This is a genomic window from Arenibacter sp. P308M17 (assembly GCF_003426735.1).
Taxonomy (GTDB): Bacteria; Bacteroidota; Bacteroidia; order Flavobacteriales; family Flavobacteriaceae; genus Arenibacter.
In genome coordinates this window covers 42,661-67,788 of sequence record NZ_QVON01000009.1, presented here as the reverse complement: position 1 = coordinate 67,788, position 25,128 = coordinate 42,661, and the positions used below count along the sequence as shown (strand labels likewise).

Below are 25,128 nucleotides of genomic sequence, written 5' to 3'. Positions count from 1 at the left end.
TATTTGTTTTTTTAAAATGTCAAACTTAAGCCTAGGGTGATTGATCTTACAGATGGATCCTGTGCCTGATCATACCCCCTTCGGGCATTCTCATTTCCTCTGTTAATCTCAGGATCATACCCACTATACTTATCGAACAACAACAAATTGGTTCCGCTCACATACACCTTCGCATTTTGAAAAATCGGAATCAATTTGGTAGGGATGTTATAGCCTAAACTTATATTCCGTAAGCGGAGAAATGAACCGTCCTCGATTATCCCTGTCTCAGGAACGACCTCCGTCCTGAAAACACCTCTTACGGACGGAATATTACTTTCGGTATTGTCCGGTGTCCAACGATTGGCAAACATACCATTAACGTTGTTATCAAAAGCCGTGTTAATTCTGGAATCGGTTTCATTAAAAATATCATTGCCCAGAACAAAAGACCAGTACATGGAAAATTCCAATCCCTTATAGGTGAACGTATTGTTCATGCCCCCAAAAAGCTCCGGGTGGGGGTTTCCAATAATAGTCTGATCCAAAGCGTCTATTACACCGTCCGGTGTGCCGTCCGGACCACTGATATCCTCAAACCGTTTGCCCCCGGGAAAAACACCTCTGCCGGTTACCCCTGCAGCATCTATTTCGGCCTGCGTATTCCAAATACCATTGCGGATATACCCATAGAAAGATCCAATAGGCTCTCCTTCCTTAATTACTGCGGACGGCTGATTTAAAACCCCTCCAAATCTATTTATCAATAACTCGCCATCTTCATCCGGTATGGATATCACCTTATTTTTGTTGGTAGAAATATTAAAACTGGTATCCCATCTAAAATCATTTTTATCGATATTGATTGAGTTTACGAAAAGCTCGAATCCCTGATTTTCTATGGATCCAAAGTTGGTAGGAATTATGGCATTGGGCACTCCTGCCAACCATAAAATATCTTCATTGGTAAACAAGTCGTTGGTTTTTTTGTGGTAGTAGTCCAAGGTTACCTGCAGGCGGTCATTAAAAAAAGAGGTATCGATACCCAGATCCAATTGGTCCGTAGTCTCAAATTTCAACTGATCATTACCCAATCTATTTAACCCGATACCATTGGTAATATCCCCACTGTTCCCATAAAGATAGGTGAATCCGGCCCCTAGCCTGGCCAAGGATGTACCTCCAGAGGCAGGATTGCCCAACCTACCATAGCTGACCCTAAATTTTAGGTCATCAAAAATACCCAAGTTATCTATATATTCTTCACGACCGGCATTCCATGCCACGGCAACAGAAGGAAACGTACCCCACTTACTGTCTTTAGCAAAATTGGACGACCCATCTACCCTTCCATTCAGGGTTATCCTGTATTTCCCCTTGTAGCCATAATTTAATCGGAACAAGAACGATTCCACACCAAACTCATTGGCATTGGAACCCGCTCCTGTTCTATCGGATCCCGCCCCAAGGTTGTTGTACCCAAAATAATCGGTGGTAAACCCCCTGACTTCCACCGAGCTTCCTGAATTGAAAATCCGTTGCCGGGTATAACCCAAAAGTCCATCCAAATCATGATCCCCAAACGATTTGTTATAGGATAGAGTTTGTTCCACCAGAACACTTAAATACTCCGAATTGGAAATGTTTGCCGTACCACGATCATTAATTTGGCCAAATAATGTGGAAGGTGCATAATTTTCACTTTTATCCAGGGAAAGATCGGTTCCAAAATTAAACTTGTACCTAAGGTTCTTTATTGGTTCCAACTGGGCATAGACTGTCCCCAATATTCTGGACCTGGTATTTAAATTAATCCCTTTTGCCGAGCTTCCAACCGGATTTTCAGCATTTAGCTCGGAACTGACCGTTTGGATCGTATATTCTCCATTCTCATCAAAAACGGGCAAAGTGGGGAACCAACCGGCAATATTAATAATATTATTACTTCTTGGTACAATGGTACTTCGGGAAAGGGTAACAGAGTTTCCCACCTTCAATATTTTGTTCAATTGATAATCCCCGTTTAAGCGCAGTTGGTATCTTTTTAAGTTGCCATCTATATAGATGCCATCCTGGTCAAAATAATTGCCGGAAATAAAATATTGTGCCTTTTCGTTGCCCCCCGAAGCGGACAGGGTATGACTGGTCATAGGAGCCCCATGTCTATAGACTTCTTCCTGCCAGTTGGTCCCCTCACCATAAGAAGCAGGATTTGGATAGGCCTCAATACCTTGAACTTCGTTTTGCCAAGAAGCAAATTCAGCGGCATTCAATACATCCAAAAACCGTGTTGGGGATTGAAAGGTGGTATGGGCATCATAAGTAAACTTAGATTGTCCGGCCTTACCTCTTTTTGTAGTGATCAACACAACACCGGCCGATCCCCTTGAACCGTAAAGTGCAGTGGCCGAAGCATCCTTCAATACCTCCACCGATTCTATATCCAATACATTAATGTCCGAAGAATTGCCCGCCCCGATAAGTCCATCTATAACAAATAAGGGCGAACTATTTCCCGAAATGGAGTTTGTCCCCCTAATTCTAATGGAGGCCGCTGCCCCTGGTTGGGAAGAAGTTGGTGTAATCTGGACCCCGGAAACTTTACCTCTCAATGCATCATCCAGTCTTACCGAGGGGGTCGCATTTATTTCCGCGGTCTTAATGGAAGCAACTGCTCCCGTTAAATCGGATTTCTTCACTGTTCCGTATGCCACTACCACCACTTCATCCAGTCCAGCCGCGCTTTCCTCCAATATTATATTAAGGTTCGTTTGACCATTCACCGAAACTGCCTTGGTCAAAAATCCGATATAGGAAACCTCCAAAATGGCATTATCATTATTTAGTGCCAGTGAGAAATTACCATCAAAATCGGCCGTAACACCATTAGTTGTCCCTTTTTCAACAATGTTGGCTCCTGGCAGCGGATTGCCATCCTGGTCCTGAACCACTCCTGTAACCTGAAATTGCATTATTATTGAACTAAGATCGGGGCCTAGGGCCTTGTCCGGGGAACCAACTTTTAATTTCTTCCTGCTCAAAATAATTTGCTTGTTCAAAACCTCAAAAGTAACATCCGTATTTTCAAATAATTTTGATAGGACAACGGCAATCCTCTTATTCTCCACCTTAATGGTAACTTTCCTATTAAGATCAACATCTTTCCTGTTCAACAAAAATTTAAATTCCGACGCTGCCTCTATTCTATTGATAATGGTTTCTAAAGGAGCATTTGAAATATCCAGGGAGATCTTTTTGTTTTGTGAATAGGTATTTGCCTGAATTTGGAACAAGGAAACAATAGTTAACAGTACCGTAAGTTTCATTTTTAAGCTTAATTTTAAAGGGAATTGTAAATACCCCCCGTAATTAAAGAGTTTTTTCATAATTTTGATTTGTTAATTGATTTAAATTCGTTTAAATCATTTTGAACCAAATCGGGAAATGTGTCCGCATTTTCCGATTTTTATGTTAAAATGACCCTGTGGTTGGTTTGGCTAAAAATGTTTGTTCATACACTATGGATTTAATGGGTTTAAAAATTATTTAATGACTACCTCATTGTTAACAATGGTATAGTCTATGGCCCAGCTTTTATTAAATGATTCCAAAACCTGGTCGATTGTTTCTATATCAAAAGTGGCATCGAACATTTGTTCCTCCAATTGGTCGTTCTTATTAATGATGGTTACGTTATAATATCGTTGTAAGGCTTCACGGATCTGTTTAAACGGAGTGTTTCTAAAAACCAATTTTCCACTCAACCATGCAGTATAAAGACCGGTATCCACATTGCTTATCGCTATTTCATCATTGTTTTTGTACCATTCCGCCTTGTAACCAGGTTCCAACACCACAGGTTCCTGATCGGAAGTTTCTTTGGAAGTCCTCCGCAGCTCAACGGCTCCTTCCACCAAGACCGTATTAATGTTGGCTTCCTCAGGATAGTGGGATACATTGAATTTTGTACCCAACACTTGAATATCGATCTCATGGGTATTCACCACAAAAGGATGTTCTTTATCTTCCCTGACATCAAAATAGGCCTCCCCTGTTAAAAAAACTTTTCGGGCAGCTCCTTGGATAAAGCTTATGGGGTAACGTAGGGATGTTCCTGAATTTAAATAGACATGGGTTCCATCGGATAGCTCCACATCAAATCTTTTGCCATAGGGTACATTCAGCGTATTGTAGATTAATTTTTGATTTTTGGTGGTGGCGGTATAGCTCAGTTTGGACTTGTTCTGCCTACCGATAATATTGCCCTCCGTATCCCGTACTTCCCTATTGTCATCAGCCACAAGGGTTTCCACCTTACCGTTGTCCAAAACGATGGTAACCGCTTCTTCCTTAGGAATCAATATACTGGTTTCGTTATTTATAATATACTCTTGTTGAATGTAGTAGCCCAAAGAAAAAAGCAACAGGGCTATAGCGGCATATTTCAAAAACCCCTTTATATTCTTACGAATCTTGTCCTTCTTTATTTTCCGAAGTAGGGTATGTTTTATCTTATCCGTGTCCGGTCCGTTCATACTTGTAATTATCTCTAAATGTAATTGAATGTATTCCTCAAAAATGGCAACATTGCCTTCTTCCAAAATCCAATCGGACAAAATATCCAGCTCGTTTGCCGTTGCCTGATTTGACAAATATTTAAGTATAAGTCCTTCTTCTTCAGATCTGGTCATTAGGTGTGTCCTTTAAAGTAATGACAGAACAAATTTGCAATACCCTAACATTTTGTTGATTTTTTTTTCATATTTGTAATAACCATTGCATTATTTTACGACCAACTTAACTTTTATCTATTTTATGAAAATGGCTGATAATGCTTTATTATTAAAGCGCTTGCAAAAAGGGGATGAAAAGGCGTACGTAAGTTTGGTAGATATGTACAACAGGCGACTTTTTGGTTATGCGCTTACATTGACCAACGACCATGCCCTAGCCGAAGATATTCTACAGAATGTTTTTCTAAGAACATGGGAAAAGAGAAAGAAACTCAACGTACACACGTCTTTACAAAACTATTTGTTCAAGTCGGTCTACAATGAATTTATAAATGCCTATAAGAAAAATCGTTCCACAATGATCTTGGAGCACAAATATTTCGAGGGTCTGGAAAAAGCGGTAAATATGCATAATGAGCAATCCTTTGATTTAATTATAGCGCAAATAACCAAGGAGATACAAAACCTACCGCCCAAATGCCAGCAGATTTTTGTGTTAAGCAAAAAGGAAGGGCTGACCAATATGGAAATATCGGAATACCTAAATGTTTCCTTAAAAACGGTGGAAGCCCAAATCACAAAAGCATTTGGAATTCTAAAGGAAAGGTTGGGGAAAAAATATAAAATGATCATGATGGTAGTCTTTGGCAAACACCTACATAAATTAGTATGATGGTTTAGTGTCCTGTCAACCCTAAACCTATGGGTAATATCAGTCAACTTTTCGAAGATTGCCGTACCTAAATCTCCGTCAACCCAATAAATATGAGGTTAAAAATTGTCGTTAGCAAAAAAAAGAACAACAGTCTCCCATTGTTCCTTTTGCAACTTAACTAACAAACCCAACTCTCTTAATTAATGGGCAAAGGCCCCAAATCCCTTTGTCTTTTAGCCGTATACCTCCAAAATAGGATAGTTATACAGATCGAAATTAAGCCTCCTCCGATATATGCCAAATTATTGGCCAATTTAAATCCCTCGGGAGCAATTAAAATGTAGGTACTGCACACCATGGTCATAAAAATTGCCGGTAAAAAGGTTACCCAATAGGCTTTATTATTGTACATAAGATAGGCCGTAATGGTCCAAAGCACCACCGTGGCCAAGGTCTGATTGCTCCAGGCAAAATAGCGCCATATAATGCCAAAATCGATCTGGGTAAGGACAAAGGCGATCACAAACAAGGGTAAACTCAGGTAAAGCCTGTTTTTGATCTTTTTTTGATCTGTTCCGAACACATCCGCCAGAATCAACCTGGCCGACCTAAAAGCGGTATCTCCAGAGGTTATAGGTGCCGCTACAATGCCCAATAGGGCCAGAACGCCTCCTACGCTACCCAACATGTGGAGCGATATTTCATTGGCAGCCCAAGCCGCATTATTGTTATTGGCCAACATAGCGCCATTGAGCGATTCTACATTGCCAAAGAAGGTCATTGCCGCTGCGGCCCAGATCAGGGCCACTATACCTTCGGTTATCATAGTACCATAAAAAATCTTTCTTCCCAATGTTTCATTCTTCATACAACGTGCCATCAAGGGGGATTGTGTTGCATGGAATCCCGATATGGCACCACACGCAATGGTCACGAACAGGATAGGAAATAAGGGAGTGTCAGAAGGACTAGTGGTCATATTCCTTAAATTGGCCGGTACAATTTCCGGGATGTGGTAATCCCCAAATAAAAGTGCCAAAAGCAGCCCAACGGCCATCAAAAGCATGGCTATACCAAAAACTGGGTAGAGCTTACTTATCATTTTATCTATGGGCAAAAGGGTGGAGAGAATATAGTAGGCCAAAATAATGCCCACCCATACCCATAGGTTCCACATATTACCCGTCATCCCATCTATGATCTTGGCCGGTCCCATTAAAAATACCGCACCGACAAAAATTAAAAGTATTATGGTAAAGTAGCGCATAAAATGCTTCATTTTTGGACCAAGATATATACCTACTACCTCACTAATACTGAGTCCGTTATGGCGCACAGAAAGCATGCCCGACAAATAGTCGTGGACAGCGCCGGCAAATATACTTCCAAGTACGATCCATAGAAATGCGACAGGTCCGAACATAGCTCCGGCAATCGCTCCAAAAATAGGTCCAAGTCCTGCAATGTTCAGAAATTGGATGAGAAAAATTCGCCAGGCGGGCAAGGGCATAAAATCCACATCATCCTGTAATCTTATGGCCGGAGTGGGACGGTCCTTATCGACTCCGAATATTTTTTCAACGAATTTTCCGTAGGTAAAATAACCCAGGATCAGGACTGCAATGGAAACTATGAATGAAATCATACACGAAATTTTATCCTATTCCACTATTTGTCCTTTCCCTAACAGAACTCCCTTTAATTTATCATAACCCACATCCTGTACCGCCATTTCATCATCGATAGCCAGAACTGCGGCCGCAGCCGCCGATTGCCCCAAAATCATGAACACGGGCTCCATACGAATTGAACCAAAGGCGATATGACTGGAGGACAGACAAACCGGCACCAGAAGGTTTTTGCAATCTTCCTTTTTCGGGACCAAGGAACCGTACGATATGGTATATGGACCATTGGTACTTACCCCTATATCCCCTTCGTTCTGTACAAACCCATCGGGTTTAATATAGCGCTGTACATTATGCGAATCCATTGTATAGGAACCCATACCTATTGGTTTAGGGGTGGGGCTTTTTTTCAACAGTTCATTTTCGGTCATGACGAAATCCCCTATCATCCGCCTGGCTTCCCTAACATAAATCTGATGGGGCCAATTGCCGTTGTCCTTAAACTCATCCTTGGACAAGCCCCATTTCTGCATTTCCATCTGTATGTCCTCGGGTACCCTAGGGTCGTTGGCCACAAACCAAAGAAGGCCCTTTTGATAATTTTCATGTTCATTTATGATTTCCTTTCGTCTTTCGTAGCTTGCCTCCGGATAATCATAGTTCATACCTATATTGTCACTACTAAATGGGCCATGGTTATTGGTATCCGTCTTATGGTTTGGTATAGGATCAAACTTCACGAACCAATCCTTCCAGCCATGCTCAAAAACCCGTGCCAAAAGTTCATACTGCATGGGATCATAACCATCAGGCTTTGGAAAGGGAACTCTATTTTCAGGATGATTTGTCATACACATCCGAAAACAATAGGCCTGGATCTTATCGTCTCCGCTATACTTTTCGCCCGGGTGCTCTCCAGATACCTTGGGCAGTAGGCCACTATTGGGATCCCCAGGTACTACATATGGGGATATATCCGACTCAAACCAGTGTTTATGGTGCAGGACACCGGTCTGTACCCCGTTCCATTCCTCTCCATATACCTCTTTTCCTTCGCGCCCTACATGGTAACTTACGCCCGCCGCGGCCATAAGGTCTCCTTCATAGGTGGTGTCCATAAATATTTTACCGGAATACGTCTTACCGGACAAAGTGGTAATTGAAACTATATTCCCATCCTTCATCTGTACCCCGTTTTCCCTATCCAACCATTCATCCCGGTCCACACGGATCTGCTCTTCCGCCACCATATCCTCAAAGACCTTTTCCGCCACATGGGGCTCAAAGATCCACATGGTCCTGTTCTCTCCGTCCATAGCCGGGGTACCCTGTCCTTTGTTGCCATATTCTTCTTTTTTCTGCCACATCCAGGCCTCTTCCGTGTTATAGTGTTTCCAGACCCTATGGTAGAACTCCCTGGCAAGGCCCCCAATGACACTCTTGTCCCCGGTATCTGTAAAGCCCAGCCCTCCAGAGGACAGTCCGCCCAAATGGATATCCGGGGATACGACTATTACGGATTTTCCGGAACGCTTGGCTTCCACTGCTGCCGATATGGCCGCGGAAGTGCCACCATAGATAATGATATCGGCAACATTGCTATTGTCCGGTTTGTCACTATTTCCGCAACTAGATGATAGACTTGATACTAAAATGACCAGTAACAAATAACCGAGGTAACTTAATTTTCGTTTCATAGTTTAATTTTTATTGAATTGTTTATTCCTATAGGTTTAATATTAAATCTTTACTAGTGTTATGTTAAGTATGTTTTGTAATTAAATTTAGGTCTCGACTCCGCTCGACCGGACAATCTATCGTCTCTTCGAACGGCCGCCCGTACCGAACGGGCCGTTCGGGCGGGAAGTCGAAAAGTCATTTCACCGTTAACTTAACACTAGTTTGAAGATTTCCCCTCAACAATTTTATCCAATGCACTTTTTAATTCTTGTGTCTTTACCGGCATTTTCACTATTAGATTATCCTCCTCCGAGGCATCTTCTTCCAGGTTATATAATTCCCCTGTCCCATTATTTGCATTATTTGGCTCGATATATTTCCATTTACCCATGCGTAGACCTTTGTCCCCTCTTCCAGATTGGATGACTACCGAGGGTCTGACATTTACTGGGCTACCTCTAAGAACAGGGAGTAAGTTATAACTGTCCACAGCCTGATCACCAGGTAATTTTTTATTTAAAACAGAAGCCAGGGTGGCCATAATATCATTTAGGGCAAAAAGCTGTTTTGAAACGGCTCCTTGGGGAAAATGCCCGGGCCATCTTGCTATAAACGGGGTTCTAACTCCACCTTCCCAAGCCGTTTGTTTCGTTCCCCGTAATTCCCCATTGGGGTTATGAACCAAAGAATTATTGGCCTTAACCTCCATCTCGCCCAAGCTGTTACTGACCTTCGAAAAATCCGTATCCCTACTGGTTTCCGTAAAAGTGGAACCATTATCACTGGCAAAAAGAACTATTGTATTTTTGGCCAAGTTTAGACTATCCAAAGTACTTAGCAGTTTCCCGATATAAAAATCCAACTCGTGCACATAGTCGCCATATAGGCCTGCATCCGTTGATCCAATGAAATCCTCACTTGCTGCCAATGGAATATGGGGAACATAGGGAGCATAATACAAAAAAAATGGTTTACCCCTATCCTTGGCAACATGCTTTGTCAAAAATTGAGTGCTTTTGTCCGTAATGAGCGAAAGATATTCATCCCGAGGTATAGTTTTTAAATGCTCCTTGTTCTGTGCGGAATCCACATTATAGTAATCGTGCTGAAGTATTCCCATAACTCTTTTGCCCTCCAGCACCCAACATTCACTAGCGCAACTAAATCCAAGCCAATGTTCAAACCCTTGGTCTATTGGACCGTCGCTTACCGGCCTGTTTACATCTATATTGGCCCCATTGTTTTCCGCTTTGAACTTACCATAACCTGCCGGTTTTTTATCGTCCAATGTAGGAAAGGTGGTACCAAGATGCCATTTGCCAAAACCGGCGGTAACGTATCCATTTTGTTGAAGCATTTGCATCAATGTCAATTGACCAGGTGCTATCAATGATGGTTCATAATTGGCCATGACCCCCGATTTCTTCCAACTTCTAAAAGGATACGTTCCCGTCATTAGGGCAAATCTGGAAGGGGAACAAACTGAAACCGGACAATAGGCATCCGTAAAGCGGATACCCTCAGAAGCCAGCTTGTTCAAATTGGGTGTCGGAATCAAGGAATTTTCGTTATACGATTGTAGATCTCCATAACCCAGATCATCCGCCAAGATGATTACAACATTGGGATAGACCCCTAAATCACCACCATCCTTATCTTTACATGAGGAAGCCAGTAAGGAGACCATCAAGAATAGACCAAAAATAAAAATCCTTTTCTTGAAAAATTCACGAATACCTGCTATCCTATCTTGATAAAGTACCCTCCTTTTTATCGATCTGGAATCAATTATAATCATATTACCTACACTCATTTTAGCCTTTGGCCATCTTTAAGGAGCTGCTCCCTTAAATTAGGGTATGGTACTTCCTGAACATTGGTATTACCATCTATGGCCATTACCGCCGCTGTGGCAGCCGATTGCCCCAAGACCATAAACACTGGCTCCATACGGATAGATCCGAAGGCGATATGGGTGGAACTTACGCATACAGGTACAATAAGATTTTGGCATTCCTCCTTTTTGGGCACCAATGATCCATAACTTATGGGATAGGGCTTAAAGCCATGGGCCTCCACATTGCCCTCGTTCTGCACATATCCATTGGCATCCACATAACGCTGCACATTATGGGAATCCATCCCATAGGCTGCCAATCCAATACCATCTTCGGCCACATCCAATGCTTCACAATTTTTTTGCGTCATTACGTAATCGCTAATCATCCTTCTGGCTTCGCGGATATATAGTTGTTGCTGCCATCCATCCGCCCTTTCAAATTCATCCTTGGTAGTGCCCCATCTGGAAGCTTCCTCCCGGACCTCGGCAGGAATCCTTGGGTGATTGGCCAAGGTCCACATAAGCCCCATCTGATAGTTCCTATGGTCTTCGATGATCTTCTCCCTTTCCCCATATGAGGCCTCGGGATAGTCGTAATTTCTACCTATATAGTCCGTAGAGAAACCGAACTTGTTATTCGTATCGGTTTTTCTATTGGGCATACTTGAATTGATCCAAGGAAGCAATGAATTGCCGTAACTGTACATTTCCCTTATAGGCCCCTTTCTGGCTTCATAATTACGAAAAAGAAGTTCATAATTTACCTCATCATAATTTGTCGGCTTTTGGAAAGGGATACGGTTATCCGGGTGATCGGTAAGGCACATCCTAAAACAATAGGCCTGTATTTTTTTATCGCCCTGCCCTTCCAGACCAGGCTTCTCATTAACATTTGGCAATAATCCGGATGTTGGGTCCCCTTTTACCACATATGGATCCACCCCTGGTATAAAATTGTGGTTGAAGGCGTTTTTGGAAACAAAGCCGGTCAAGGCCCTATTTATGCTATTGGCCTGTACCCCGTTCAGGGTTTCCCCATATTCCTCGTTGCTTTCCCTACCTACGGAATAGGAAACCCCGGCAGAAGCCATCAGATCTCCCTCATAAGTGGCATCCAAGAATACTTTTCCTTTAAAAGTCTTGCCGCTTTCCATGGTAATGGATGCTATTCTGCCATCTACTTTTTTAACCCCGGATTCCCTGTTCAACCGTTCGTTATAGACCATCGTGATTTTCTCCTTATCCATCATGGCCTTGTATACCGCTAGGGCAGCAGAAGGCTCAAAGGTCCACATGGTAGCCTCCCCTTCCTCAGTGCGGGTTTGCCCACCATCCATATATTCGGAATTTTTCTCCCATTTCCAATTTTTGGGATCATCGTAATATTTCTTGATATTCTCATAAAACTCTCTGGAAATACCTCCAATAGCCTGCTTATTGCCAATATCGGTCTGGCCCAAGCCTCCCGTTGTGAGACCGCCTATGCGATTTGTTGGCTCTATCAACACCACGGATTTGCCCATCCTACTACTTTGAAGGGCAGCAGCCACTCCGGCCGATGTTCCGCCGTAGATTACGATATCATACTTCTTGGATTGACCGTTCGTCCATTGAACCATCAGGAACAACATAAACACGCTTATAATTTTTTTCATTTTATATTTAATTAGTGGTTAATTTTTAATTTCTTCTGGATAATATTCCTTTGGATAATTAGGACTAAAAACTATATTTTCATCCCTGATGACCAATTTGCCCCCTTTAACCCATTCTTCTCCCCGCTCTGTTAAATGATCTACCATTTTTTGCCTCCATCTAGCTAGGATACCTTTATATTTGGATAGGCCGGCAAGATTATTTTTCTCTCCGGGGTCTTTTATTAAATTGAACAACTGTTCTTCCCCTGTTACGGAATAATGGATGTACTTGTACTTCCTATCCGTTAATCCCGTCCAACTGTTTTCCTTCCAATAACATTGACCATGTTCCATATCCAGGAATTTGCGCCATCCCTTTTTCTTGCCTTCCAATAATGCCATCATGCTCCTGCCATCCATTTCGGACGGTATGTCCACACCTGCTACATCGAGAAAAGTAGGCAGGATATCCCTTAACTCCACCAATTCTTTAATGACCTGACCACGACTTGCCTTTATTCCGATACTCTCTGGCCATCTGATGATCATCGGTACCCCGGCCGAGCCTTCATAAGGGTAGGACTTTCTCCATAAATGATGGTCTCCCATCATATCACCATGATCGGACGATATAACGATCAAGGTATTTTCCAACTCGCCTTTTCTTTCCAAAGAAGCTATGACATTTCCAATTTGTTCATCCAAAAAACTAATGGCGGCCAAATAACCTTCCCGTGAATCACGAACAATACTATCACCATAATGTCCCCTAGGGGCATTTAACTGCTGGTCCGGCAGGGGCTTTTGGTTAAATCCTCCGTATTTTTCTTCCGACCAATCGCCAACTACAGCTTTTGGGATTTCCCTCTTTCTATAAAAGTCCAACCATCTCTTTGGCGGATCAAAAGGTGGATGAGGCCTATGAAAGGCTATTTTAAGGAAGAAAGGTTTATCGCCAGTGTTATTATTTATGAATTCAATAGCCTGGTTGGCGGTCCAAGCCGTTGGATGAAATTCATCACTGTAAGGATAAATACCTGTGCGATGATCGGTGGGCCCTAGTCCGGTACCATCCATAGCCAAATTAGGGGCGTTTTCCTTAAACCATATGTTATATGCATTCTGCGGATGTCCCCAACCTTCACATAATTTTATTTCATGGAAACCGTGCATAAATTTACTGCTATCCAGTTCACTCAATTTCACATTGAGATCGCCAGTCCCAATAGGCTTAAAATGAAGTTTTCCCGTAGCAAAAGTGTAATAACCTGCATCCCTTAACATTTGGGGCATTTCATATGTATACTTTGTCGCTATTGGTGCATAAGACAAAAGACCATTCTTCCATGGGGCCATTCCTGTTAACAAAGCGGCCCTTGCGGGCAAACAAGTTGGTGAAGCACTATATGCCCTTGAAAATATAGCTCCTTCTCTGGCCATACGATCCATATTGGGCGTATAAGCTACACTCTTGTCCTCTGCCCCTATATAATCGGACCTTAACTGATCCGGAAAAATAAAGACTATATTGGGAGACTTCCCTTTAAGCGTTTGGGAATATCCGTTAACGGAAAATAGGGGTGCTCCAAAAATAAAAAGCCCTGCCAAACGTATGTACACCCCCCTTAACACTAATGCGTTTTTAGTCATTTTCATAGTTGGTAATAATTCAGTTTGAAATATAAATTCCATTAAGGAATTTACAGGCTTGGTCAAAAGCCTGTAAAATTTCCTTTATATTAGGGAACTTCTATAAACCCACTCTAGCTTTCAGTACCCTGGGTTTTGATCTTGCTGACCAATGGCAGGATTGTTATTGATTTCGTCCTCTGGAATAGGATACAAAAGACGCTCATCGATAATGTTTTTCCCCGCAGCTGCAAATGCTTCTTTCACCTTGCCCGTACGTTTCAAATCGAACCACCTCCTTCTTTCCGTAATAAACTCATAGGCACGCTCCTGAATTACGGCATCCCTAAATTCATCTCCTCCCATTCCAGAAGGATAGTCTACCGGAGATATAGTGGATGGATCATACCCATAGGCCCTTCGCTTTATCATGTTGAGTCGCTCCAATGCCAGATCTGAAGGGGTACCATCAGCCATAGCCGAAGCTTCAGCGTAAAATAAATAAGCCTCGGTAAATCTATAAATAGGAACACTGTACAAACTAATTCCCGAAGCATTGGTAATGAACTTTTTAAACAGTACGGGTGTAGTAGATGGTAGGGGAACCCATTCTCCATCCGCATTCTGAATTTCGGTGTAGAGATTAAAATCTTTCCTTAAATCATTACTGTCCCAACTATCCCCTATAAATGAGTTCATATCCGGCAACCATGCAAAAACCCCACCTGAAGAGTAATTATAGGGTATATTGCCCGCCCTGTGCAGATAATTGGGAATGGTGGAGCCTTTTGTCTCGGAGTGGTGCATGGACATAATATCCTCTGTACTGGTATCCACTGCAAAAATTTTATAAAAATCGTCCGGCTCTGTCACCGTTACCAGGGAAAACGGTCCGTTGGTAATTACGTCATTGGCTTTTTCAGCGGCCCCGGTCCAATTTTCCATCGTAAGGTATACATGGGCCAATAACATTTTGGCGGCCCATTTAGAGGCACGGCCAGTTTCGGCACCTACTTCTCCCAAATCATTTTCTGCAATTTGGCAGTCCTGGACTATTAGATCGTACACTTCACTCTCCGGTGCCCGGGGCGCCTCAACAGCGCTCAAATCAATGCTTTCACTGGTCTTAAGGGGAACGGCCCCCCAACCCCGTACCAATTCGAAATAGCACAAAGCCCTAAGAAAATGGGCCTCTGCCAATATTTGCTTTTGGGTATTGGCATCCATATTTTCAATATTGGGAACATTGTCCAGTACGGCATTGGCGCGATTGATAGTGGTATAAAACTGGGACCAGTTGGTGGCGCACCTCCCTATATTCTGCTGGTTCAAAATTTGATCCCAAATCGTGATAGGGGCCTGTGAGCCTCTCCCAAACAAATAATCCCCATGCAGTTCGGTCATAAGATAATTGGTTATCCCGAAAAAATCATTTTGCATTCCTGCATAGGCCCCGGCAATGGCAGCCTCGGCATCCTGTTCATTTTTATAGAAGTTGGCCTTGGAAACAAAATCTTTGGGAACTTCTTCCAATGCCTTGTCACAGCCAAAAAACAATAAAGTTGTTACTATTGTAATAAATATATATTTCATGATACGGTACATTAATAGTTAAAATCTAAATTTTAAACCAATGGCATATATTTTTGCATTCGGATAGCTGCTTTGGTCATGGCCAAATCTTAAGCGATCGGCAACATTACTGGAATCGGTACCACGGGTATTTGCTTCGGGATCTATTCCCGAATAGCTCGTAAAGGTGAACAAGTTGGTTCCCGATACGTATATTTGGGCCATATCAAAGCCTGTGAGCCCAATTTGCTGAACAGGTAGATTATACGCCAATCTCATTGAACGAATCCGCAAATAACTTGCATCCTCAATAAAACGATCGGATACGGTTACTTGGGTAGCACTGCTAATTTTCGGATACTTTGCATTTGGGTCCGGATTTTCCTCGGTCCAGTAATTCCCTATGATATCCCTAAATTGGTTGTTCCCCCTTTGAAACGAATTTAAGTGCGTTCCGTCGGTAGCATTAAATAATTCATTGCCCTGCACCCCTTCCAGGGCTATATTCAATTCTATACCCTTATAGCTAAAGTTGGAGATAAGTCCATAAATAAAATCGGGATGATAGCTCCCCAATATAACCCGGTCCAAAGCATTGATCGCCCCGTCCGGCTCCCCATCCGGTCCGCTAAGATCCTGATATTTGATAAAACCGTTCTCGTCCAGGCCATCTTCAAGAAGCCCATAGAAAACCCCTAGAGGCTCCCCTACCCTGGCAATGTTGGCGCTGGGCCAAACGGCACCTTGTTCGGCCCCAAAAATATCACTGTCCCCGGCAAGTTCCAATACTTCGTTTCTATTTGCGGAAAATTGTGCCGATATATCCCATTTGAAATCGTTTTTCAATATATCCGCATCTACACTTAATTCAAACCCTGAATTTTGTATCTCGCCCAAATTTCTCAAAATAGATCCAAAGCCAACCGTAGGGGGAAGAGGTACCGAAGCCAATAGATCCTTGGTATTCTTTTTATAATAGTCGAATACAAAGCGTAACCTATCGTTTAAAATGTTCAGATCAAAACCAACATCCAACTGCCCGGTAGTTTCCCATTTTAAATTACTGTTTGAAATACCATCGGGAACAAATCCTATTACATCGGTCTGGTTCCCGTATATATATTTAACCGACCTAAGCCTATCCAAAGATTGATACGGGTTTAGGGCCGTATTACCTGTGATGCCATAACTTGCACGCAATTTCAAATTATTGATAAATTTACTTTCTTCAAGAAATGGCTCATCGGAAACCCTCCATGCAATGGCCCCAGAAGGGAAATATCCCCATTTGTGGTTATCCCCAAATCTCGAGGAACCATCTGCCCTTACACTGGCCGTAAACAAATATTTTCCATCAAAGGAGTAATTTACCCTGGAGAGAAAAGAGGCCAAGGTCCAATCTGTATACCCCGATGTAGGATTTCCAATGGATTCCGCCGCCGCCAAGTCATAATTTTCTGTAACATTATTGGCAAAGCCAGTAACACTTATCCTTGAACTTCTACTGATGTTGGTCTGGTATGTAGCTCCGCCAATGATATTAACACTATGTTTTTCATTAAATACCTTGGCATAGGTGAGTACATTTTCCGTTAGGAAGGAATTGGAATAGGAATTGCTTTCCGAGGCCGACCCCCTATCATTATCATATATTATGGGCACAAAGGTTTCGTTTCTCCCATCTTGGTATTGCAATCCTGCCAAAGTCTTAAAGGATAGTTCCGGTGTAATGGCGAAATCAAAATTGGCGTTGGCCAAAACACTATTGGAAAAATTTTGGTTCTTTCTTAATGTCCAAATCAACGGATTCCGCATGTCGGCGGACCCAAAATTATAGGCCTGTTCAATCTGGGTAGGCAAGCCGTTTTCATCATAAATCGGCAAGGTTGGCGGTGCCGAAGCAGCGGCCGAAAGCAAGGAATTTCCACGATTTCCATTATCTACATCGACCAAATTTTGCACATTTCGTGATATTTGAAGGTTAACCCCCATTTTTAACCAGCTCTTTAACTGTTGATCCAAATTTAATCTTACGGATCCCCTTACAACCCCGGAGTTTTCTATTATCCCCTCCTGATCATAGTAGTTGCCCGAAATGGAATACCTACCTTTTTCGGAACTTCCTGAAAATGTAATGGTATTGTTGGTAACGGGAGCCACTCTAAAAATGGCATCCCACCAATCGGTACCCGGATTTACTACTGTATTTGGGTCAAAAAAAGGCTCCAAACCTTCATTCTTCAACCATTCATTGGCAACTATGGCATATTCCTGTGCATTTAGCAGGTCGTACCTATTTATGGACTCCTGCATACCAAAAAAACTATTTATTTCAATCTTGCTATCCTGTCCCTTTGCCCCTCGTTTGGAAGTTATGATCACTACCCCGTTGGCACCCCTTGAACCATAAATGGCGGTAGCCGAGGCATCTTTCAAAATGTCAACGGATTCTATGTCCGATGGGTTCAAAAAATCGATACCTCCGGTAACAGGGAAGCCATCGACCACATATAAGGGTTGGTTATCCCCTATCATGGAATTGCCACCTCTTATCCTAACCTCTATCCTAGAACCCGGTGTGCCGGAGTTTTGGGAGACCCTAACACCTGCCGCACCCACTTTTAATGCCTGCTCCATATTATAGACCGGGACAGCCTCCAGGGTTTCCGTTTTTACTTGGGAAACAGAGCCCGTTAAATCGGCCTTCTTCATGGTGCCATAGCCTACCACCACGACCTCTTCCAAACCGGCAGCACTCTCTTCAAGGACTATATCCAGAACGGACTGCCCATTTAGGGGTATTTCCTTGGTGGCATAACCAATATAGGATACAATAAGTACCGCGTTCCCATTGGCCACCTCCATGGTATAGTTTCCATCAAAATCGGATTGGGTTCCATTGGTGGTGCCCTTTTCAACAATACTGGCTCCGGGCATGGGCTGCCCCACCTTATCCCTAATGCTTCCGCTTAACTGAAACTGTATTTTCCCAACATCCATATTGGAAGGTGGTGGACTAAGAACACCTATTGTTGTCTCTTTCCTTTTTAAAAGAATTTTACGATCCTCTATAACATATACAATATCCTTACTGGTAAAGAGTATTTCCAAAACCCGCTTAATTGTGGCTTTCCTCACATTTATGGAGACCTTTCGCTTTAAATCTAAAGTTTTGGTGTTAAAAATAAACTTGAACTCGGTATTGGCCTCTATTTCATCAATGACCTCTTCCATAGTGGCATCCCCAAAATCCAAAGTAATCTTGGTCTTCTGGGCATAGGATGAATTGGCCTGCATTACAAAGGATACGGTTATTAAAAAAAGAAGTGATAACTTCATTTTTAAATCAAAGTTTAAGCGCCATAGGAATATTTCCACGGACTTTGGTGGTTTTTTCATAATTTTGAATGTTTACTGGTGGTTATACTTATTAAAAGGTCTGATCACTTTACGAAATCGGGAAATGTTACAGCATTTTCCGATTTTTTTTATTTCTTGTTCTTGATGAAAATCGAAATTTGTAAAGTGGTTGAATTGGCTTAATTGATTTAATCCATAGGCATACGGTATTTTTTGGGTTAATTGATTATGATCTTGTTTTCTATAATTTTGTACTCGATTTGATAGACCTTGTTAAAATAATTGAACACTTGCTCTATAGTCTCATGTTCCGTTTCAATAGTGGCATTAAAGGTTTCGAGTGCCAATTTTTTATTATTATTTATAATGACCACGTTATAATGCCGCTGTAATTTTTGAATAATATTTTCAAAGGAAATATTTCTGAAAACTAAATTGCCATTCAACCAGGAGGTATAAATTGCGGTGTTCACCTCCTCTTGTGAAATATGGTTATCGGACCTATTATAGACCCCCATATATCCTGGTTTAAGATATACTTCCCCCTTGTCTCCCTTATCCAAATTGGATTCCTTGAGACTAACGGAACCTTCCACCAAAACTACTTCCGTATCCCTGTCTTCCGGATAGTTGGACACATTAAATTTTGTTCCATAGACCTGTATGTTCAAATCCTGGGCATTTACAATGAAAGCGTGTTCCCGGTCATGGGCAATTTCAAAAAAAGCTTCTCCCCTTAAAAACACTTGCCGCTGCTGCCCTTTTAAGAAATTAATTGGATACTTAATGGAACTTCCCGAATTCAAGTGCACTTTACTACCGTCCGAGAGTACAATATTAAATTGTTTGCCATTTGGAACCGTCAATGTATTATAAACCAATTCCGATGCTTCACCCTGGTCGTAAACAAGTTTGTTTCCTTGACGTACACCGACCACCTTTCCATTGGAATTCTCAACTTGGGCGGTTCCAGCTTCCGTAATGACTTTTACATCCCCATTTTCCAACTCAAGTGTAACGGCATCGGTTCTTGGGACAATTATTGTGTTCTGTGTTTTATTAAAAGTATCCTGCTGCCATATGATCCCAACTCCAATAAAAAAAATGGCAATAGCCGCATATTTCATTACTGATAGAAATCTTCTACTGTAGTATCCCCTCTTTTCCCTACTTATTTCTTTCTGGAGTTCTTCCTTAATTTTATGTATACCCGAATCGTTCATAGCCAATGTAATCGCAAAATGAGTTTTAACAAAGTCCTTAAAGGCTTGATGATTTTTATCATCCTCTATCCAGTTATCAAGAATATCCAAATCCGTTGCCGTTGCCGCTTGGGACAAATATTTAACAATAAGATTTTCTATTTCAGGGGAAATCATTTCTAAACCATTCTTTTATATAATACAAGACAGAATTACTATACCCTAACTTTTTTCTAAAATAATTTTTATATTCATATTATTTTTAGTTCTATTTTGCGATAAAATTATCTTTTCATGAATTTTAGCGATAATGATACTCTGATAGAAAACCTTATTAGCGGGAATGAAAAAGCCTATATGTTTCTTTTGGATACCTATCACAGAAGATTAAATGCCTATGCGCTAACTTTGGTGAATGATCCGGCCCAAGCTCAGGACATAGTGCAGAATGTATTCTTAAAGATCTGGAAATCAAGAAAAAAATTAAAAAAACAATTTTCCATACAAAGCTTTTTATACAAGTCCGTTTACAACGAGTTTATAAACAATTATCAAAAAAATAAGGCGATGATGTTATTACAGCAAAAATATATAGAGTCGCTAGGAGATGTCGTAGAGGAGACCGATGAGAACATTTTGGAACGGATGATTAAAGTGGTGAACACAGAGATCAAAAATCTACCCCCAAAATGCCAAAAAGTATTTATCCTAAGTAAAAAAGAAGGTCTTACCAACATTGAAATATCGGAACATCTAAACGTATCTATAAAAACAGTGGAGGCTCAAATCACCAAGGCCTTTGGAATCCTTAGAGAAAAGTTGGGCAAGAAATATGGGATGATAATGTTCCTTATCTTTGGCAGCGAAACCAAAGGATTGGCCAAATAACATACTAATGTTAAATATAGAATTGAGATATTAGATGTTAGATGCTAGATATTAGAAATGAGATACTAGATGTTAGAATTGAGATATTAGATGTTAGATGCTAGATATTAGAATTTGACTCAACTTTAAACTTTATAACATTGAACATTGAACTTTTTCCCTGCCTACTTTCACTGCTTAGTACCCTTTGCTTATGGCTTATGGCAAAAATATTTTCCGAAGCTAAAGTTGGATTCTCTTAAACCCGGATTACGAATTATTAGGATCGGTATCCAATTATAAAATACATATCCTATTGGTATATTATTACCAAAAATTCCGTCCAGCCCATACTAACCAATTAGAGCAACTTTAACAACCCGGAACTGGACGGAAAGAAAAGAAACTGTTTAAATACTAAATCTTCCTGAGTTCCCCAGATTCAAGTGCATCCTTCAAATCGGCAAAAACAACGGATTGATTACCAAAAAAACGTCTGCCATCAGTCCTTTTGATCTGAACCTGTAGAGTACCATCATTTTTTTTGTTTATTGCGGTCACAACTACTTGTACCCCCTCCATTTTTTTATAGTTGGCAATTCCTCCTTTTTTTATAATGAAATTAGCCCTTGGAAAATCTATATGCTTATATCTCGGGGTGTCCAAGGTACCTATTTGAAGTACTGACCCTTCCTTTACCCCATTAAGGGCTTCGGCCCCGTTACTTTGGGCGTTCATACCATAAGCTCCTACTATAAACAAGACTGCAATAATAATTTTTTTCATACCAATGTATTTAAAGGTTTAATAATTTTTTCTGCTTTTTGATAGACTTTCCGTGTCTTAACAATTTCGCGTTAGCGATCATGAAAATATCGTGAAAAACCCATCATACATTGCAACCCTACGCAAAGCTTATGCCATGTACCATAGGCAATGAAAACCCAAATATTAAACACTTGAAATACAGGAGATAATATAATATACTAAGATGGCATTGATACAATCCATCTGGGTAATTTTACCCCAATAGGGCAATTTTCCCCAAATAAATCCTGAAATTTTATTAGGGAGAGGAAAGCCGTGGCTGCACCTTGGGGGTTATATAGGTTAAGGAGTACCCATAATTTTAATCATAGGCAACCCATTCCCCTTTTAGCTTTTTTGTATTTTGGGGTTCCGGCAAATTTTCACAGAAATAGCCCAATTCTTGAATTTCCATATCAATAGGCCCGCTTATGGGTGCTGCTAACAATTGGACAGAAAAATAATGGGTATACCCTATTCCTACCCTCTTCAAATAATCTGCAATAGAAATAGTCTACCAGTAATTGGCCCTCGGGCAAAGGTGGTAAAAATAATTGCAGCCAAACTACAAACTATTTCAATTGTTTGGACAAATAGGTACGCGAGGAAAATGTGAAAATATCGGAATCCGTGCGTGCAGTATCAAAAATGGCCTGCATCTCCCTTACTACCTCAGGCTGCGTTTGGGCAACATTGTTTTCCTCTCCCAAATCCACTTTTAAATTATAAAGTTCCATAGGGGCATCGGCATTTTTCAATACATCATATTTAACGGCCTTCCAATCTCCTTTTCTGATGGCCTGTCGCCCCCCTTTTTCATGAAATTCCCAATAAAGATAATCGTGCTGTTTTTGATTCCCGTTCTGCATAAGGGTAGGAAGAAAGGAAATACCATCAAGATTGTTGGGAACCGATACCCCTGCAATTTCGGATAAGGTAGGAAAAACATCCCAAAATGCGGATATATGGTCGGTCTGGCTGTTGGCCTTAATCTTTCCGGGCCAGCGTACAATCATGGGTACCCTAATGCCCCCCTCGTAAAGATCGCGTTTAAATCCTTTTAAAGGTCCGTTACTATTAAAATATTCCGGGTCGGCCCCACCTTCTTGATGTGGCCCGTTATCGGATGAAAATACAATTATGGTATTATTGCCCAGGCCCAGTTCTTCCACCTTATCCATAATTTCCCCTACCTGATCGTCCAATAAGCTGACCATGGCAGCAAAAGCGGCGTGCGATTCCGTCTGGGATCTATAGGGCCCTAGATTAAATTCCGGTCCCTCATCGATTCCCTTATACACTTTTTCAGGAGGATATTTTCCCCTGTGCTTTTCCATATAATCTTCGGGCGCAACCAGTTCCGCATGAGGAATAATGGAGGGTACGTATAGAAAAAATGGTTTCTCTTTATTGTCTTCCATAAACTGTAAGGTCTGGTCATGTATAAGTTTTGGCGCATAGCTTCCATCACCCATATCCAAATTTTCCTTAAGTACAATAGAATCCCTATTGGACCATAGATGGTAGGGATAATAATTATGTCCCAAACGTTGGCAATTGTATCCAAAAAAAGTATCAAAACCCTGATGTACCGGATCTCCTTCCGACCCTGGAAAACCCAGGCCCCATTTTCCAAATGCGCCTGTAACATACCCTGCTTTTTTTAGGGCCTCCGCCAAGGTGTACGTATTATCGGGTATGGGATACTGCCCTTCAGGTTGTATTTCCTTATTTCCCCTTACCACGGTATGTCCTGTATGCATCCCTGTCATTAAGGCCGATCGTGAAGGGGCGCATACCGTACTCCCGGAATAATGTTGGGTAAACCTAATTCCCTGTGAGGCCAATCTGTCTATATTAGGGGTAGAAAACTTTTTCTGTCCGTAGACGCCAAGGTCGCCATAGCCAAGGTCATCTGCCAAAATGTAGATTATATTGGGCTTTTCGGCTTCAGTAATTTTTAAGACTTCCTTTTTGGCTTCTTCCCTACAGGATGTGAATAGTATGCCAACACCAATAGCGATATAGTAAAAGGATTTAAATTTTGTTATGATCATCATGTATCTTTTATAAATTAATTTAGTTTTCGTGGGAATCATAGTCCGGATTGGGAACTTTGGGTATGGGTGCCCCTGTTTCATTCAACCAATCTTTTAATAGGCCTAATAACTCCTTGGCCTTTTTGGGATTGGAAGTGTTCAAATTATTTCTTTCCCCAACATCGTCCCGAAGGTTGTACAGCTCTATGTCATTATCTTCATAGTAGTAATGCAGTTTCCAATCGCCTTGCATCACTACCGATCCAGGGCGGGTTCTGAACAGTGGATCGCGGCCATCATCCAATTTAGGGTCGTAGGCTTCCAAATAGATAGGGAAATGCCAAAACAAGGGTCGTTCCTCCATGGTACCACCCTTCAATAATGGCATTAAACTTTGGCCGTCGGATCTATAATTGGGTAAATCCACATTCAAAAGCTCCATGAAAGTCGGGAAAAAATCCAGATTACTGATAGGTTCCCCTATTATTTTACCGGCCCTATCCGTTCCGGGCCATTTAATGGTACATGGCACCCTTATTCCTCCCTCATAGTAGGAACCTTTACCTGCCCTTAAGGGCTCTTGGCTAGATATGCTCCTTATTCCTCCGTTATCCGAGGTAAATATTAAAATAGTATTTTCTTCCAAACCCATTTCGGCCAAGCTCTTCAATAGTTTTCCCACATTTTGGTCCACCGTCTCTACCATAGCGGCATAGACCGGCGATATGTCCTTTTGGTTTAATTTGCCCCCATATTTGGTTACAAGCTCCTGTTTGGCCTGCAAAGGGGTATGGACCGCATAAAATGGCAGGTATACAAAAAAGGGTCGGTCTTTATTATCCTTTATAAACTGAATACTCTCTTGTGTTAACCGGTCCGTAAGGTTCTCCCCTTCCGGTGCTACTTCTAGATTTGCCAAATCATTATAGGGACTAAAATAACCGTCACGTCCGGGATTGCCCCTAAGGCTTCCGCCTACATTAACATCGAAACCTTGTTCGGTAGGATCCTTGCCCAAATGCCATTTCCCAAAAACTCCAGTGGTATATCCGGCCTTTTTAAAGAGCTCTGCCATGGTAATGTCTTTCAATAACAGGGAATCGGTATTTTCAATGGGAACCAATTTTCGGGATTTTTTGTTCCCTCTGGCCGATGGACTCACGGTATAGACCCCATGCCTAGGCGTATTTAGACCTGTCATTAAGCACGCCCTGCTCGGGGCGCAATTGGCCGCAGCAGAATAATTTCTCATAAAAACCATGCTTTCCGAAGCCAGCAGGTCTATATTGGGCGTTTCAAAAAATTCACCCCCCATAAAACCGACATCCTTCCATCCCAAATCGTCCACATTAATAAAAATCACGTTGGGCTTTGCCAATGGAATCTCTTGTACCTTGTCCTTATTTACCCCTAAACAAGAAATAAGTAGGGTACAGAGTATAAAAACAAATATCCTTGGAACCATACATTTTTACTTTAACTAATGATATGAAATTTTTG

Annotated in this window: 15 protein-coding genes; 2 read left to right on the top strand and 13 right to left on the bottom strand. The window is 41.6% G+C overall.

What is annotated here, in order from left to right:
* Window positions 1–11 precede the first annotated feature (11 nt).
* Together D0S24_RS18340 and D0S24_RS18335 are read right to left on the bottom strand one after the other, a co-directional pair.
* Window positions 12–3,365 carry a TonB-dependent receptor gene (locus tag D0S24_RS18340; protein WP_117021287.1) on the bottom strand — a complete coding sequence of 1,118 codons (3,354 nt, stop codon included), beginning with the start codon at window positions 3,363–3,365 and terminating at the stop codon, window positions 12–14.
* A gap of 156 nt (window positions 3,366–3,521) precedes the next feature.
* A complete protein-coding gene (locus tag D0S24_RS18335) occupies window positions 3,522–4,670 on the bottom strand; it encodes a FecR family protein (RefSeq protein ID WP_117021286.1) in 1,149 nt (382 codons plus the stop codon).
* Between the two features lie 124 nt (window positions 4,671–4,794).
* Here D0S24_RS18335 and D0S24_RS18330 point away from each other — a divergent pair, with 124 nt between their 5' ends.
* Window positions 4,795–5,385: an RNA polymerase sigma factor gene (locus D0S24_RS18330; protein WP_251795831.1), complete on the top strand. Its 591-nt coding sequence runs from the start codon at window positions 4,795–4,797 to the stop codon at window positions 5,383–5,385.
* Window positions 5,386–5,563: 178 nt separating this feature from the next.
* Here D0S24_RS18330 and D0S24_RS18325 read toward each other — a convergent pair whose 3' ends face one another.
* From D0S24_RS18325 to D0S24_RS18290, 8 genes are all read right to left on the bottom strand, one after another.
* Window positions 5,564–7,012, bottom strand: a complete 1,449-nt coding sequence (locus D0S24_RS18325; RefSeq protein ID WP_117021285.1) for a carbon starvation protein A — start codon at window positions 7,010–7,012, stop codon at window positions 5,564–5,566.
* A gap of 15 nt (window positions 7,013–7,027) precedes the next feature.
* A complete protein-coding gene (locus D0S24_RS18320; RefSeq protein WP_117021284.1) occupies window positions 7,028–8,692 on the bottom strand; it encodes an FAD-dependent oxidoreductase in 1,665 nt (554 codons plus the stop codon).
* Window positions 8,693–8,892: 200 nt separating this feature from the next.
* Window positions 8,893–10,473, bottom strand: coding sequence for an arylsulfatase (locus tag D0S24_RS18315; protein ID WP_181938138.1), 1,581 nt, complete (start codon window positions 10,471–10,473; stop codon window positions 8,893–8,895).
* 11 nt (window positions 10,474–10,484) lie between these two features.
* The gene (locus tag D0S24_RS18310; RefSeq protein ID WP_117021282.1) at window positions 10,485–12,170 is read right to left on the bottom strand and encodes an FAD-dependent oxidoreductase; all 1,686 of its coding nucleotides are present in this window, start codon (window positions 12,168–12,170) and stop codon (window positions 10,485–10,487) included.
* Between the two features lie 18 nt (window positions 12,171–12,188).
* Window positions 12,189–13,808 (bottom strand): arylsulfatase, encoded by a 1,620-nt coding sequence (locus D0S24_RS18305; RefSeq protein WP_181938137.1) that lies wholly within the window; start codon window positions 13,806–13,808, stop codon window positions 12,189–12,191.
* Between the two features lie 114 nt (window positions 13,809–13,922).
* Window positions 13,923–15,374 carry a RagB/SusD family nutrient uptake outer membrane protein gene (locus D0S24_RS18300; RefSeq protein WP_181938136.1) on the bottom strand — a complete coding sequence of 484 codons (1,452 nt, stop codon included), beginning with the start codon at window positions 15,372–15,374 and terminating at the stop codon, window positions 13,923–13,925.
* 18 nt (window positions 15,375–15,392) lie between these two features.
* On the bottom strand, window positions 15,393–18,752 hold the full coding sequence (locus tag D0S24_RS18295; RefSeq protein WP_117021279.1) for a TonB-dependent receptor: 3,360 nt from the start codon (window positions 18,750–18,752) through the stop codon (window positions 15,393–15,395).
* 179 nt (window positions 18,753–18,931) lie between these two features.
* Window positions 18,932–20,092: a FecR family protein gene (locus D0S24_RS18290; RefSeq protein WP_117021278.1), complete on the bottom strand. Its 1,161-nt coding sequence runs from the start codon at window positions 20,090–20,092 to the stop codon at window positions 18,932–18,934.
* A gap of 117 nt (window positions 20,093–20,209) precedes the next feature.
* Between D0S24_RS18290 and D0S24_RS18285 the strand changes: the two genes are divergently transcribed.
* Window positions 20,210–20,803, top strand: a complete 594-nt coding sequence (locus D0S24_RS18285; protein WP_117021277.1) for an RNA polymerase sigma factor — start codon at window positions 20,210–20,212, stop codon at window positions 20,801–20,803.
* A gap of 396 nt (window positions 20,804–21,199) precedes the next feature.
* Here D0S24_RS18285 and D0S24_RS18280 read toward each other — a convergent pair whose 3' ends face one another.
* The 3 genes from D0S24_RS18280 to D0S24_RS18270 form a co-directional block, all read right to left on the bottom strand.
* Entirely contained in the window at window positions 21,200–21,568 is a 369-nt protein-coding gene (locus D0S24_RS18280) for a hypothetical protein (protein ID WP_117021276.1), read from the bottom strand.
* A 593-nt stretch (window positions 21,569–22,161) separates the two neighbouring features.
* Window positions 22,162–23,649: an arylsulfatase gene (locus D0S24_RS18275; protein ID WP_251795830.1), complete on the bottom strand. Its 1,488-nt coding sequence runs from the start codon at window positions 23,647–23,649 to the stop codon at window positions 22,162–22,164.
* A gap of 19 nt (window positions 23,650–23,668) precedes the next feature.
* Complete coding sequence (locus tag D0S24_RS18270; protein ID WP_117021274.1) at window positions 23,669–25,093, bottom strand: sulfatase; 1,425 nt, start codon at window positions 25,091–25,093, stop codon at window positions 23,669–23,671.
* Window positions 25,094–25,128: the final 35 nt, after the last annotated feature.

Bases quoted from the DNA above. Each gene is read 5' to 3' on its own strand.
- D0S24_RS18340 (WP_117021287.1), bottom strand. From the start codon at position 3,365: ATGAAAAAACTCTTTAATTACGGGGGGTATTTACAATTCCCTTTAAAA.
- D0S24_RS18335 (WP_117021286.1), bottom strand. From the start codon at position 4,670: ATGACCAGATCTGAAGAAGAAGGACTTATACTTAAATATTTGTCAAAT.
- D0S24_RS18330 (WP_251795831.1), top strand. From the start codon at position 4,795: ATGAAAATGGCTGATAATGCTTTATTATTAAAGCGCTTGCAAAAAGGG.
- D0S24_RS18325 (WP_117021285.1), bottom strand. From the start codon at position 7,012: ATGATTTCATTCATAGTTTCCATTGCAGTCCTGATCCTGGGTTATTTT.
- D0S24_RS18320 (WP_117021284.1), bottom strand. From the start codon at position 8,692: ATGAAACGAAAATTAAGTTACCTCGGTTATTTGTTACTGGTCATTTTA.
- D0S24_RS18315 (WP_181938138.1), bottom strand. From the start codon at position 10,473: ATGATTATAATTGATTCCAGATCGATAAAAAGGAGGGTACTTTATCAA.
- D0S24_RS18310 (WP_117021282.1), bottom strand. From the start codon at position 12,170: ATGAAAAAAATTATAAGCGTGTTTATGTTGTTCCTGATGGTTCAATGG.
- D0S24_RS18305 (WP_181938137.1), bottom strand. From the start codon at position 13,808: ATGAAAATGACTAAAAACGCATTAGTGTTAAGGGGGGTGTACATACGT.
- D0S24_RS18300 (WP_181938136.1), bottom strand. From the start codon at position 15,374: ATGAAATATATATTTATTACAATAGTAACAACTTTATTGTTTTTTGGC.
- D0S24_RS18295 (WP_117021279.1), bottom strand. From the start codon at position 18,752: ATGAAAAAACCACCAAAGTCCGTGGAAATATTCCTATGGCGCTTAAAC.
- D0S24_RS18290 (WP_117021278.1), bottom strand. From the start codon at position 20,092: ATGATTTCCCCTGAAATAGAAAATCTTATTGTTAAATATTTGTCCCAA.
- D0S24_RS18285 (WP_117021277.1), top strand. From the start codon at position 20,210: ATGAATTTTAGCGATAATGATACTCTGATAGAAAACCTTATTAGCGGG.
- D0S24_RS18280 (WP_117021276.1), bottom strand. From the start codon at position 21,568: ATGAAAAAAATTATTATTGCAGTCTTGTTTATAGTAGGAGCTTATGGT.
- D0S24_RS18275 (WP_251795830.1), bottom strand. From the start codon at position 23,649: ATGATGATCATAACAAAATTTAAATCCTTTTACTATATCGCTATTGGT.
- D0S24_RS18270 (WP_117021274.1), bottom strand. From the start codon at position 25,093: ATGGTTCCAAGGATATTTGTTTTTATACTCTGTACCCTACTTATTTCT.